The following is a 14696-nucleotide window of genomic DNA, read 5'->3' on the forward strand; positions in this document are numbered from 1 at the left end:
CACTCAGTTTATTCAACGAAAATCCCTTTATCACGCAAATAGTGCCCATCGCCTTTACGACGAGTAAAACCGCTTTTATCAAAAAACTCAAGAATTTGAATCGCAAGTTTTCGACCAATGCCCAATTGATTACGAAAATCCGCCGCAAAAATCACTTCATTTTCTAAGCAATAACGATGGATCTTCGCAGCAAAATAGCTAATTTGCTCATTGCTGTAATAACGGTCACGCACAATCGCGATAACTAACCCCATTTGTGCGGCTTTTTTAAGTACGCGCCGCATTGTCTCTTCTTCATAGCCACTTTCTAATGCGAGATCACGTACCCACCAAGCCTCATTACGAGAAAATAACGGGTAAATCTGCTGCCAAATTAATTGTTGCTCAGCGTCGAAAACCAACCCATGCTGAGGCATATGTAACCAACCGCGCGTTTGCTTAATGACCTTTTCATCAATAAGGTCATTAATCAGCTTAAACACTAGCGCTTCACTCATAGAAGGGAGCGCCATGCGTTTTAATCGGGCTTTCCCAACCCCGATTTGGTCACTATGGACTTGGTTAAATTTCTCAAGGGTCTGTACTAAACGCTCTTTAGCCACTTGGGCTTTAAATGCTGACAGTACATTGTTACCGACACGCTCTGCATCTGTTTGCACCAATAAGCTTTCTACCGCTTCATGGGTTAATTGCCGCGCCCAGCTGTATTCCTGTAAATTAAGCTCCCCCTGAGGAAGTTGTAACTTAAAATGCGCAAGCTCATCGTGCTCTTTACACAGCTTTGATAACCAATCTAAAAACTCGGGAAGCCTTTTGCCACGACGCGGGGAGACTAAACGGATCACACGTGCCCCGCCTAATGTCTGGCGAGCACTTATATCACGGATAATCAGCCGGTCATTATCCACTAACCATAATGGAGTATCTAAAATTAACTCGGCAAGAATGGGGGTTTCCCCTTGCTCCACTAATAAAGATACACGTCCGGTAATGTGACTTGCTCCATGATAAAGATGTACAGGTTGCCAATGCTTAATTAATGCGTCACATTCCAGCTCAACAATCACACGGTTTGCAATAAAGGCCGGTTGCTGAGACAACAGCCAATCACCTCGAGTGATGTCTTCTTTCGCGATATCACCGGATAGGTTCAATGCCACACGGTCACCCGCTTGCGCACAGTCTGAGGATTGATTTTGCCGATGGACCCCTCTGACTCTAACCGGTTTATCTGCACCAGTAACCCATAGTGAGTCCCCGACTTGTATTTTCCCTGCTAACGCAGTTCCCGTCACCACAATCCCAGCCCCTTTTACATGGAAAACTCGGTCAATGGCTAAACGAAAACGGCGCTGCAAATTTTCATGAGCGCCATTGAGTTGATGTAACTGTTGTAGATATAAACGTAGTGATTCAACACCACGCCCATCTTCGCTAGAGGTGATAAATAATTTAGCGTCAGGCCAACCTTGCCGTGCTAGCTCTGATTTAGCTTGTTGTATCACTTGTTCAATACGTGAATGGTCAACTCGGTCAGCCTTGGTAAGGATTAACGTAATATCTTGGCAGCCAGCGAGCCTTAAAATGGATAGATGCTCAAGTGTTTGAGCCATTACACCATCATCACATGCCACAACCAGTAGAGCATGGTTAATGCCGCCAACCCCAGCTAGCATGTTCGCTAAGAATTTTTCATGCCCTGGCACATCAATAAAGCCGATTGCACTACCATCCTGTTGCGGCCAATAGGCATAACCGAGGTCAATCGTCATCCCACGTTTTTTTTCTTCGGGAAGGTGAGATGTATTTATACCTGTAATCAATTGAATTAATGATGTTTTACCATGGTCAACATGGCCAGCTGTCGCAAAAATCATGAAAGTAAAACCTGTAATAAAGCATGTTCATCATCAAGACAACGCAGGTCAAGCCACAGCTTGCCTTCTTTCATACGACCAATAACGGGTTGAGGTAGCCGCCGCCATTGGGAGGCAAGTTGTTCCAGCGTACTGCCTTTTCCATCTAATGGTGCAAAAGTCACCGCAAAACTCGGTAACCGGTCAATAGGTAGCGAGCCGCTTCCTATTTGCGATAAGCAAGACTCAACTTCCACAATAAACTTGTCACCGTAAAAAGCTTGCAGTGCTACTAAGATATTTTTCGCGCTCCTTTGGATCACTTCTGGCTCACGGGTTAGCCATCGCAAGGTCGGTAACTCAGTAACTAGTTTTTCAGGGGTTAAATAGAGTTTTAGGGTAGCTTCAAGCGCAGCTAACACCATTTTATCAACGCGCAGTGCGCGTTTTAACGGGTGCTTTTGGATTGCCTCAATCCATTTTTTCTTCCCTAAGATAATCCCTGCTTGTGGCCCACCAAGAAGCTTATCACCGGAAATAGAAACTAAATCAACACCTTGAGCAAGATAGGTTTGAGGCATTGGCTCAGCGGGTAACCCCAAGGTTGTCATATCAATCATGGAGCCACTGCCTAAGTCAATCGCCGTCGGTAACTGGTATTTTTTGCCCAGTTCCGCTAATTCATCTCCCTCTACCTCAGCAGTAAACCCTTCGATGCTATAGTTACTGGTATGCACCTTCATTAACAATGCAGTTTGCTCATTAATTGCATTTTCATAATCACGTAAGTGAGTACGGTTTGTTGTGCCCACCTCAACCAGTTGGCAACCGGCCTGTGCCATCACATCTGGTACGCGAAAAGCCCCGCCAATCTCGACGAGTTCACCACGAGAAACAATGACTTGCTGACCATTCGCGACTGTTGCCAATAATAACAAAACTGCCGCTGCGTTATTATTAACAATGCATGCATCCTCTGCCCCTGTTAATTCACAGAGTAAATCCGCAATCGCGCGGTCTCTGTGACCACGCATGGCGCCATCAAGAGAATATTCTAATGTAACTGGCGAATTCATCACTTGGCTAACTGCATTAATCGCCGAGGTTGGCATTACTGCTCGACCTAAATTGGTATGCAGTACCGTCCCCGTTAGATTAAAGACGCTTTTTAACGCACTTTGCCCTAATGTTTGGTGGCGGACGGATAGTTCTTTTAGCCAGTCATCGTGCCAAGCAGGTAATTTTCCAAACTGTGAAATACAAGTTCGGGCTTGTTCTTGCATTTCACGTAAGCATGCTGTTACCCAATGCAATCCTGATTGCTCGACCAATACTTGTACTTCATCAAGCTGCAATAATTTATCGATTGCAGGAAGTTGGCGATATAAAACAGAATTTGATTCAGCCATAGTTACGATTCTCTGTTTGTTACCGCTTATTTTTCACCAGGGAATAAGAACGGGTTAATACTGCTACGTGCAAAACCTTCTTCTTCCATACGTGCATCCAAAATAATTGATGCTAAATCATCAGCAACTGCTTCGACTTTAGCTTCTTTCTCTTGGTAAAGGATCTTCAGATAACTTCCACAATCACCACAACTTTCCGCTTTAATGGCTGCGTTTTCGTCATCCAGTGACCAATAATTCAGTTGGCCTGTTTGCTCACAATTGCTGCATTTCACACGCACCATGTGCCATTCGGTTTCACATAAATTACAGTGTAAATAACGCAGCCCCTGCGAAGTCCCAATTTGTACAATGCTTGATACAGGCATGCTATTGCATACTGGGCAGAAATGACGGTGGTCACCATGTTCCGCACGCGCTTTACCGGGGATATTTGCAGCCATTTGCGCCCAATACACAGATAGAGCAGCCCAAATAAACATGGATTTTTCCGCAGGGACTTTCTCAAACTCCTCATTTAATAACGCGGTCGCCATTGCCTCTAATTCAGTTTCGGATGCTTTATCTAAGTTTTCTAATGCTGGGCGAACTGATTCAGGGACAATTGGCATTAACTCAGCGATAATAGCGGTCAATAATTTGTGCCAATGTGTTGTACGTGGGAAGGTTTTTGCATCTAAGGGGGAGTTGTTTGTATTAATTGAACGCTCAAGAATAGGCGCCATATCCACGTCTAATGGATTATCATGTTGTGCATTATGTTGCGCAGTAGCAACTTCAGCTGCAAAATTCAGATAATCTGCAAAGGGATGCTCGCCAATACCGAGTTCTTTCAACCGCTCAGCACGGCGTTGATATAAACTTTTTAGGTTAGGAAATAGAACCGGAGGAATAAAACCAATTCCTTTTTCTTTCAATCTTTCTTGCCCTAACTCTTCTTTAGGAACGATACGAATACCCATTGCGTTCTCTCTTTTCTATTTTTTTATAACGACAATCCCCGAGAAATGGCTGACCATTTTCCCGAAGCGTCTTTGCTCATCATATTTTATATCCGCGAAAGCGGTGCTCTAATACTCAGGATAAAACAAAAGTAGCGTTGAGGCTACTCTGGCCCTCGAATTATCTATGATATAACCCCGTAGTAGATCAAGGTAAATGTAAATCAGGATGATGGTTGTTTTATTTGATATAAATAAATTGTTATCTCTAGGATAAAAATATCTGAAGTCTACGTTAAAGAGGATATGACTACTGCTCGTCAATTTTTAGCGTAAAAAAGGGTAATAATAAAACCCCGAAGATTTGCCATCAAACTGTTCTATTTTTTAGTGACCGGCTGAAAAAATAAATAGAAAAACATCAATATATTTAAATAATGTCAATTATGCATATTAATGCTTAATTAAATCGCAAACGCATTTTTCGTCAATAAGTGACGCGACCAAATAGCCTTCAGTCGCGTACAGGTAATATCAGAGAACTCAAGTGTTACGAATTAAATCTACTGGATAAGAATTAAATAAATAACCATCAAAATTAGGGTCATCTACGTCTGAAAGTTCGAGGAGCCGCTGTTTCACATTTTCAAGATGTTGCCACATTGCAGCTTTTGCCGCTGCAGGGTCTTTTTTTATCATCGCAGCTAAAATCACTTCGTGGTCTGTCATCCAAGCTTTTCGATAATCTTTATCTGTAATACGTGCATGTAGCTTGAGCCACATTGGGTTATTTTCCCGCCATTCCCATGACTGCTTAAGAAGTTCAACTAACATACTGTTATGCGTTGCTTGTGCAATCGCAAGGTGGAACTCACGGTCACCCGTTTCATCTTCACCCGTTTTTAGCTCGTCTCTCTCTCTTTTTAAAGCTTTACGCATATTTGCAATATCCACAGGGGTCACTTGTGTCGCTGCAAATTCTGCAATATTACTTTCTAGCAACTGGCGAGCTTGAAGTAACTCGAACGGCCCTGCTGCATTAAGGTCTGAGTTATCAATTTTACCTTGTTCAGCGGCTTCACTGTCCTTAGGTAAAGCAATGACGTAGACCCCAGACCCCTTTCGCACTTCAATCAGATTTTCAATTTCTAACATAATCAATGCTTCACGTACAACCGCACGAGAAACATCTAGCATTTCAGCAATTTCCCGTTCTGGAGGAAGCTTATCACCAATCGCATAGTCCATATTCGAGATCATTTGGCGTAAAGTATAACCGACTTCCTGGTAGGGACGTTTATATTCAGTAAACTGTGTCATTACATTGGCCATTATATTAAAACTGAGCTTCGATTGCCCTAGTCTAACAGATATTGGTCGACCAAAAATAGTTTTACGCCAAACATTAGCAAGAAAAATAATAGAAAAGGTCCAATTCCAACAAAATATAGAATCAGACCTTGCAGTGTATTTACTTGATATATATAACTTTATAGGTTTACGATAATTATGATGCTACCAGTGAGCCATCATGATCAGTTTCACTTTCTTCAGGCTCTTTTTTCTCTTTAATCAAAATCCACAGCACTGCTGCACCGATTAAATCGAATACTGCCAAAGCAACAAAGAATGGGCCAAAACCAATGATGCCAACAAATGCACCGATAAATAAGTTAAAGATTAACTGACCAGTCCAAGCGCATGCGCCAGCCATACCTACCGCTGTTGCTACCTCATTTTTCTTGAATAAATCAGCGCCTAATGTTGCTGCAACAGTGGATAATAATTGGTGCGAGAAGCCACCAATACTAATTAATAAAACAGCGATATAAGGATTTTCAACGATACTAACCAAACCAATCGTTGTCATCAAAATAGCGCCTATTGTGAAGGTAATACGACGAGAGTTAATTAATGAAATACCGCGATCGTTTAGGAATTTAGCAACAAAACCACTCGCTAGACAGCCTAGATCCGCCATTAAGAAAGGTAGCCAAACGAACATCGCAATTTCTTTAAGACTAAAATTTAACGTCTCTACAAAGAAAATAGGCACCCAAAAGTTAATTGTTCCCCAAGCAGGGTCTGCAAGGAAACGGGAAATACCAATCCCCCAGAAATTACGTTGCTTTAAGATATTTTTGATCGACGTTTTTTCTTTTTTAGATGACTGTAAATGCTTTTCTTGCCCTTCTTCAATATAAGCGCGTTCTTCATCTGATAACCTTTTCGCGTCTTTAGGGTCTTTATAGAAAAAGAACCAAATGAATGCAGCAATGATTGCTAGTACACCTGAAATAATGAAAGCGAATTCCCAACTATGAAATAAAATAGCCCACGCGATCAATGGTGGAGCTAACATGGCACCAAACGACGTCCCCATGTTAAACACACCTGTTGCTATACCGCGTTCTTTAGCAGGGAACCATGTTGACGCAGTTTTAACACCTGCAGGGATAGCCGAGGCTTCACTGAACCCCATCAACCCACGCATAAATGCGAGACCTTGCCATGTTCCTGTTAAAGCATGCCCCATAGTTGCTAGTCCCCAAATCAAAGCACAAATAAAGAAACCTAGCTTCAAACCAATGGTATCAATGAAAAAACCCATTATTGGTTGACCAATTGTGTAGGCTAATTGGAACGCACTTACAATCCATGAGTATTGCTCTTTTGTAATGCCCGTTGTCTCCATAATAGTTGGGGCAGCAACACCTAATGCGGTTCTATCTAAATAGTTGATTATAGTTATAAAGCAAACCAAGAGAATCATGTACCATCGATAATGTCTTAACTTTTTCATAGTCAGCCTTTTAGGGTTTATATTTTTCTAATCATCCTGAACAGATACTTGGTTAACCCAACTAATGATAAAATTGGTAAACCTGAAAGAAAAATAGTTTTAAATCGATAAGTTTTATATTTAGCTGACTGGATTCTGCACAAAATGATGCCTTTGTTTTGTGAGCTGTATCTTGGTTTATAATTGGTGACCCAAATTTAATGAGTATTTGTGATCTGGTTAACCAAATTGGTTGACCTCTGTGGATATTAAGAAAATATCATGGCACACTTTTTAGCAAATAAGTTAAATGACTATAGTTCCAACTGCTGTATTGCAAGAAGAACTTATTAGCCGATTTAGATGCATTAGTGAAATATAAACGAGGTTAAGTATGAAGCAAACTTGGCGTTGGTATGGACCGGCGGACCCGGTTTCCCTTTCTGATATTCGTCAGGCTGGTGCAACGGGTATTGTTACAGCACTTCATCACATACCAAACGGGGAAGTCTGGAGTATTGAAGAAATAAAACAGCGTAAAGACTTGATTGAAGCGAACCAGCTAGAATGGTCAGTCGTTGAAAGTATTCCTATTCATGAAGATATCAAAACCCATACAGGGGACTACGATAAATGGATAGCAAACTACCAACAATCTATGCGCAACCTTGCAGCCTGTGGTATTCATACTGTTTGTTATAATTTCATGCCAGTGCTTGATTGGACACGCACGGATTTAGAATATGAATTACCAGATGGTTCAAAAGCATTACGTTTTGACCAAATTGCTTTTGCTGTCTTTGAGGTCCACTTATTACAGCGTGAAAATGCAGAACAAGATTATACAGCCCAAGAGCTTGCTCAGGCTAAACAGCGCTTTGAATCAATGAGTGATGAGGAAAAGCAAAAACTTATCAATAATATTATTGCTGGCTTACCGGGTGCTGAAGAAGGCTATACCCTTGAACAATTCCGCCAACATTTAAAACTCTATGCAGATATTGATAAAAATAAACTGCGTGAACACTTTGCTTATTTCTTAAAGAAAATCATCCCTGTAGCTGAAGAGATTGGAATGAAAATGGCGGTTCACCCTGATGACCCTCCTCGTCCAATATTAGGCTTACCACGTATCGTTTCGACCATTGAAGATATGAAGTGGATGGCAGATACCGTAAATAGTGATGCAAACGGCTACACTATGTGCACCGGTTCGTATGGTGTCCGCGCGGATAACGACCTAGTTAACATGATCCGTACTTTTGGCTCGCGTATTTATTTTCTTCACTTACGTTCTACGTTACGCGAAGAAAATCCAAACACTTTCCATGAAGCTGCCCACTTAGCAGGTGATGTGGACATGTATAATGTCATTTGTGCTGTTGCAGAAGAAGAACATCGCAGAATACAAACTGGTTCAGGTGAGTTAATCCCTATGCGCCCAGATCATGGCCACCAAATGCTTGATGACCTGAAGAAAAAGACCAACCCTGGATATTCCGCAATTGGGCGCCTAAAAGGACTTGCTGAAATTCGTGGATTAGAACTGGGTATTCACCGCGCATTCTATTCTAAAAAATAATTATCTCACCGTTGTACCTGACAAGCGGCCAAACCAAATTGGCCGCTAATTAACAGGGGTTCGTCATGGAAAAAAATATCGTTACCTCGGCAATTAATGCTACTCGCCCACACTGGACAGCCGACCGCTTAACCACTCGTATCGTACACCTAGGTTGTGGTGCTTTTCATCGTGCACATCAAGCGCTGTATACTCATCACGTATTAGAAAAAACAGATAGTGATTGGGGTTATTGTGAGGTTAATTTGATCTCAAAGCATGATGCTGCTTTGATAGAAAATCTCAAACAACAATCCATGCTTTATACCGTGGCTGAAAAAGGTGAAACACATACCGAATTAAAAATTATTGGTTCAATGAAAGAAGCATTACACCCTCTCATTGACGGTATTGACGCCATTATTGAAAAAATGGCCTCACCATCAGTGAGTATCGTTTCTCTTACTGTAACCGAAAAAGGCTACTGTACAGACCCTGCCACTGGGAAGTTAGATAAAAATAACCAACTAATTCAACAAGATTTAGCAACACCATCTCAACCAGCATCTGCTATTGGCTATATTACTGCAGCACTAAAACTTCGTTATGAACGCCAACTACCACCGTTTACTGTTCTTTCTTGTGATAATGTCCGTGAAAATGGCCATGTTGCTAGAGAAGCGGTGCTAGGTTTAGCCCAATTACAAAGTAGTGAATTAGCCGCGTGGATAGAAAATAATGTGACATTTCCTTGCACAATGGTTGACCGCATTGTTCCCGCCGCAACAGAAGAAACACTGGCTGAAATTGCTGAGCTTTTAGGGGTCAAAGACACTTGTGCCATTGCTTGTGAGCCTTTCAGACAATGGGTTATTGAAGATAATTTTGTTAACGGTAGGCCTGAATGGGACTGTGCTGGCGCTCAATTTGTTGAGGATGTGGTTCCATTTGAACTAATGAAACTAAGGATGCTAAACGGCAGTCATTCCTTCTTAGCTTACCTTGGTTATTTAGGTGGTTATGCTCACATATCTGACACTATGACCAACCCAGACTATCGTCGCGCAGCCTATGCATTAATGATGAATGAACAAGCTCCCACCTTGGTTATGCCTGAAGAAGTGAATTTAGCAGATTACGCAAGTAGCTTAATAAATCGCTTCACTAACCCTTCGTTGAAACACCAAACTTGGCAAATCGCTATGGACGGAAGCCAAAAATTACCGCAACGTATGTTAGATCCTATCGCATGGCATATTACAAATAAGACTGACTATCGCCATCTCGCTTTAGGGATTGCGGGGTGGATGCGTTATGTTGCTGGTGTTGACGAACAAGGCAACAAAATCGATGTTCGGGACCCTCTCGTTGATACCTACACGGCTATTTATACCAAACATGGGCTTAACGTTTCGGTTGTAGATGATTTACTCGCTATCGATGCTATTTTTGGTACTGAGCTTCCCAAGAATCCATTATTTGTGAAAGTAATTAAATCGGCTTATCAACAATTACTCGATATGGGTGCACGCCAAGCTGTTGCCACGCTTTAAGGTTGGATAATGATATGAAAACATTTCTTTGCGAAGATTTTTTACTGAATAACGAAATTGCTCGCCGCCTTTATCATGAGTATGCCGCGACAATGCCAATCTATGATTATCATTGTCATTTAAACCCTCGCGAAATTGCAGAAAACAGACAGTTTGATAACCTCGGGCAGATTTGGCTAGAAGGCGACCATTACAAATGGCGTGGTATGCGATCAGCGGGTATCCCTGAAGCTCTGATCACGGGTAAGGAAACTAGTGACTATGAAAAATATCAAGCTTGGGCAAAAACAGTGCCAATGACACTAGGTAATCCACTATACCATTGGACACATTTAGAGCTAAGGCGCCCTTTTGGTATCACTGGTACACTTTTTTCACCTGACACCGCCGATACCATTTGGCACGATGCCAACGAAAAACTGACACAGCCTGATTTTTCGGCTCGCGGTATCATGCAGCAAATGAATGTACGTATGGTAGGAACAACGGATGACCCTATCGATACATTAGAATATCACCAGAAAATTGCCCAAGATAAAACCTTTAATATTGACGTTCGCCCGAGCTGGCGTCCAGATAGAGCCTTTAAAATTGAGCTTGATGGATTTGTCGACTATATCAGCAAATTGGGTAAATCCGCTGATATCGAAATTACACGCTTTAGTGATTTGCTATCTGCATTAGCAGTGCGGATAACACATTTTGATCAGAACGGTTGTGTGGCATCTGACCACGGCATTGAAGTATTACGTTATGCCCCTATCCCCGATGAAAGCGTATTAGATACTATTTTACAAAATAGGCTTAATGGCCAACCATTAGATGAGCTGTCTATTGCTCAGTTTTCTACTGCGGTGCTTGTCTGGCTAGGGAAACAATACGCCAAACATAATTGGGCCATGCAGTTACATATAGGTGCGCTACGCAATAATAACACCCGTATGTTTAAGTTATTAGGCGCAGATAGCGGCTTTGATTCTATCGGAGACAGCCCTATTGCTTATCCACTGTCTCGTTTATTAGATGAGATGGACAAAAATAATGAGCTGCCAAAAACCATTTTATATTGCTTGAATCCTCGTGATAACGAAGTTTTAGCGACCATGATAGGTAACTTTCAAGGCGGAGGCATCGCAGGAAAAATTCAGTTTGGTTCTGGCTGGTGGTTTAATGACCAAAAAGATGGCATGTTACGTCAACTTGAGCAGCTCTCACAATTGGGGTTATTGAGCCAATTTGTCGGTATGTTAACTGACTCCCGTAGTTTCCTATCCTATACGCGCCATGAATACTTCCGTCGTATTTTGTGTAATATGTTAGGAACGTGGGTAATCAATGGTGAAATTCCAAATGAGGAAAAAATGCTAGGTAAAATGGTACAAAATATTTGCTTTAATAATGCAGAAAATTACTTTTCAGCACCCTAGCAAACCTTTTATCACTTTTTATATAGGCATAATCCCCTACGAATAAGGAGATTATGCCTCATAACGGCTTTTATCCATCAATCCGAATCTATTGGTAGCTGTTTATTTTCTTTCGAAAACTGGCGACCAGAGAAAAATATCAAACATAACGGGATTAATGTAGCAAACAATGCATATTCCCTTGCATAATCAGCGAGTAATACCATGAGAAATGCCCCACCAGCAAAACCCAAGAGCGTCAGAAAATAACAATAACTTTTATACAATGCGTTTTTTCTGGCTTTACCTTTAAATGCGATAGACTCTGCTAAAGAACTAAAACCTAGCTGTACATTTAAGGTGACTGCAATATTCCCGTATAACATGCCATTAATTTTGTGGAATGCATTACCCTGCATACCTGCAATAAAAGACAAAGCCCAAACGGCATGAAACCCCTTAGATTGGATATTGAATAAAAAAATATACGCGATCAGCAGCAATAAAAGGGCTATTTCAAGTGACAGTAAAGTGAATGTCCATGTTTTCTCATCGGTATTATAGCGATAACGGATCAATGCCAGTAACATAGCTCCCGCACCAAATGAGAAAATAGAAATAACATAAGGCGTCACCGCAGCCAGACCGTTTTCAGCAAATTGATAACCTAGCATGATGATATTGCCCGACTGAAACGTCGCAAATGATTTCGTTGTGAAAAAGGCATAGCCATCCAACATCCCTGAGGCAATCGCTAATAAAAATGCAATAGTGGGTAATTGCATAAACGGCACTTGTGGTGAAGAGGTTGTCATATTTTATTTCCCTGTATTGAACTCTCTATTTTTGAGCAGCTCGGCCGACTCATAATCGAAGTGATATGCACCTTAAAAATTGTCTTAAATAAATTTGTTTTTTTGCCAATTTGGTCGATACATAATCCAAAATAACCAAAATAATGAATAGAGGGCGGAACAATAATTGAGTATTTCTTAATAAACCGTTTTTTATTTTTAGAGCTAAATAAAAATAAAAAAACCAACTGTAAAATAAATGCAAATTCAGAATTGAAATTCAAAATAAACCGTGATTAAAAACTTCACTAGAAATACTCGCAATTAAAACCAACAAGGCAACAACACCAAAAAAGTGAAGTGTTTTAACTCTCCCTTGCCGGCTTTTAATTGCTAATGAGTAATATCTTTCATATTAATAACTTAGTATTCCTGTTGTAACCAAATGAATTACAACAGGAAAACAAAAATAACTACCGAGTTAGCGGCGTAAACCAAATGGCTTGCTGCCCACTAATTAAACGCTCTTGATTAATCCAAGTAAAAGGAGCAGGAACCTGTGTTTGTAATCTAACATCTTCAGCCCCTCTCTGTGCTGTTAATGTTGGCGTCAGTACGACGGGTTCAGGCCCGTATATGGCGGCCGACGTTGAATCTCGTTCATTGCGGCCTCCACATATCACCCATAGTTGGTTTAATGTTGCGATAGCATAAGGGATAAAATCCGCTCGCCCAGTCGGTGGGTTTTCCACAGAATAAAGATGGCTATCAATTTCAACTTTCAAATCACTCGGTATGCCCGCTGGCGCCGCCAAAATATCAGCGCGTAATGCACTATATAACCCCGCGAGTTCTGGGACTTCTAATTCATGTGCCGCAGCCAAAGCAATGCGCCCAATAGGAGTTGCCGTGACACTGACTGCATGGCCTGCCATTGCCCAGCCACTATCACGCTCATTAAGGTGTGTCACTCGATAACGGGCGAGTATATCCCCCGCGGGGCCCGCTAGCACCACCGTGTGGTACAGTTTATCGGTATCAATTTCAGGGTAACTACCTACAATATACCCTTTCCCTTCATAAGCTGCTTTGCAAAGGGTTTGTTCAAATACCCCCCCTCGTGTTTCGGCATGGGACAAAATAATATTCGGGTCATCGGTATAAGGAAGTGCCGAAAGCTCAGGTAAAACTAAGAGTTCATTCTCACCCACCTGAATAGAGTCTAACTTAGAGACTGATTTTTCCCACTGGGCTGCAATAAAAGTGGTTTGCACTATCGTCGAAGTTGCATTGATATCCGTAGGGCTACGATGAAATGCAAGTGTTGGGGAATATAAGTCAGGACGACGCTTAGCAAGCAAAGTATTACGCTGTTTATCGGCTTCATCTAAATCAATCATTGCACTATATATGCCATTCAACCCGGGTTCCAATTCTAAAGGGCTTAACACCGGGGACTGCGCCACCTTATGACCGGACGGGGACCACACACTCGACCCCCCATTATAATACAGCTGTCCCTTGGTAATTGGATTCGTTTCAATACCGCTGCGTGTCGCACAAACTACCCATACGCCATTCAGTGCACTCATATGTTGAACATGGGCCACTGTTGAGTGGTCACCTAGCATTTCTGCCGCTGTTGCATCAGGCATCATACGGTCCGAAACCGAATGCCAACCAATAATTTGAGCCCCTTCAAGTGCCGCTAAACGAACATATTGCCAATAGGTATCGTCATAACAAATTAATAATGCGATGCGGCCTATCGGGGTATCAAACGTTTTCACACCAGTATTACCCGGAGCAAATACTTTTTGGTCTTGGGAGTTCAACCCTATTTTTCGATATTTACCAATGATACCTTCAGGCCCCATTAGGACCGCTGAATTATAAGCTAAACCTGTTTCACTATCTCGCTCAGCAATACCAACGCTCATATACATGCCAGTCTGTGCGAGGACAGGTAAAATTGCCGCCGTCGTTTTACCCGGAATAGTATCTAAATAAGGAGCTAACTCAGCCGTGTCCGAAAATAAATAACCGCTAACCGCTGTTTCAGGAAAAACGGCATAGTCGACACCCTGAGCAGCAACTTTCTCTGCAGCTGCAACTAGGCGTTGAATATTCCCATTTAAATCACCCCATGCAGGAACAAAATCAACGGCAGCAACCTTACTACTTTTTTTAATTTCAGAAATACGCATATGACAATCCTTATTCAACGAATAGAGTAGTAAAAAGCCCCCACTATTAATGAATAATTAATCGTGGATAGAATAGAAAAATAATTTATGGGTTTAAAAAGCGAATTAAGCCATTCAAATTCTGTGCATTATTGTTATATTTGAATATATTAATATTGACTATCTATTTAAGCTCACCAATTATTGG

The 14696-nt window shown here is 41.6% G+C and carries 10 protein-coding genes; 3 read left to right on the forward strand and 7 right to left on the reverse strand.

Annotation, left to right across the window (positions count from 1 at the left end):
• Positions 1 to 8: 8 nt before the first annotated feature.
• The 5 genes from selB to P3L56_RS20870 form a co-directional block, all read right to left on the reverse strand.
• Positions 9 to 1877, reverse strand: a complete 1869-nt coding sequence (gene selB / locus P3L56_RS20850) for a selenocysteine-specific translation elongation factor (protein WP_048605678.1) — start codon at positions 1875 to 1877, stop codon at positions 9 to 11.
• Positions 1874 to 3265, reverse strand: a complete 1392-nt coding sequence (gene selA, locus P3L56_RS20855) for an L-seryl-tRNA(Sec) selenium transferase (RefSeq protein WP_198861029.1) — start codon at positions 3263 to 3265, stop codon at positions 1874 to 1876. Before selA ends, selB begins: the two co-directional genes overlap by 4 nt.
• Before the next feature lie 26 nt (positions 3266 to 3291).
• A complete protein-coding gene (fdhE, locus tag P3L56_RS20860; RefSeq protein ID WP_048605675.1) occupies positions 3292 to 4227 on the reverse strand; it encodes a formate dehydrogenase accessory protein FdhE in 936 nt (311 codons plus the stop codon).
• Positions 4228 to 4749: 522 nt separating this feature from the next.
• Positions 4750 to 5526, reverse strand: a complete 777-nt coding sequence (locus tag P3L56_RS20865) for an FCD domain-containing protein (RefSeq protein ID WP_233102479.1) — start codon at positions 5524 to 5526, stop codon at positions 4750 to 4752.
• A 187-nt stretch (positions 5527 to 5713) separates the two neighbouring features.
• Entirely contained in the window at positions 5714 to 7009 is a 1296-nt protein-coding gene (locus tag P3L56_RS20870) for an MFS transporter (RefSeq protein WP_198861031.1), read from the reverse strand.
• Between the two features lie 373 nt (positions 7010 to 7382).
• Here P3L56_RS20870 and uxuA point away from each other — a divergent pair, with 373 nt between their 5' ends.
• The 3 genes from uxuA to uxaC all read left to right on the forward strand — a co-directional run bounded on the left by uxuA (position 7383) and on the right by uxaC (position 11529).
• A complete protein-coding gene (gene uxuA, locus P3L56_RS20875; RefSeq protein WP_210831738.1) occupies positions 7383 to 8570 on the forward strand; it encodes a mannonate dehydratase in 1188 nt (395 codons plus the stop codon).
• Between the two features lie 65 nt (positions 8571 to 8635).
• Entirely contained in the window at positions 8636 to 10102 is a 1467-nt protein-coding gene (locus P3L56_RS20880) for a fructuronate reductase (RefSeq protein WP_198861032.1), read from the forward strand.
• A 14-nt stretch (positions 10103 to 10116) separates the two neighbouring features.
• Positions 10117 to 11529, forward strand: coding sequence for a glucuronate isomerase (gene uxaC, locus P3L56_RS20885; protein ID WP_210831739.1), 1413 nt, complete (start codon positions 10117 to 10119; stop codon positions 11527 to 11529).
• Positions 11530 to 11606: 77 nt separating this feature from the next.
• On the opposite strand, the gene P3L56_RS20890 is transcribed toward uxaC, so the two are convergent.
• Both P3L56_RS20890 and P3L56_RS20895 read right to left on the reverse strand, forming a co-directional pair.
• Positions 11607 to 12323: a YoaK family protein gene (locus tag P3L56_RS20890; RefSeq protein WP_042846762.1), complete on the reverse strand. Its 717-nt coding sequence runs from the start codon at positions 12321 to 12323 to the stop codon at positions 11607 to 11609.
• A 452-nt stretch (positions 12324 to 12775) separates the two neighbouring features.
• Positions 12776 to 14509: a nitrilase-related carbon-nitrogen hydrolase gene (locus P3L56_RS20895; protein ID WP_048605665.1), complete on the reverse strand. Its 1734-nt coding sequence runs from the start codon at positions 14507 to 14509 to the stop codon at positions 12776 to 12778.
• Positions 14510 to 14696 lie beyond the last annotated feature (187 nt).

The sequence above is a fragment of the Providencia sp. PROV024 genome, assembly GCF_032709665.1.
GTDB lineage: Bacteria > Pseudomonadota > Gammaproteobacteria > Enterobacterales > Enterobacteriaceae > Providencia > Providencia huashanensis.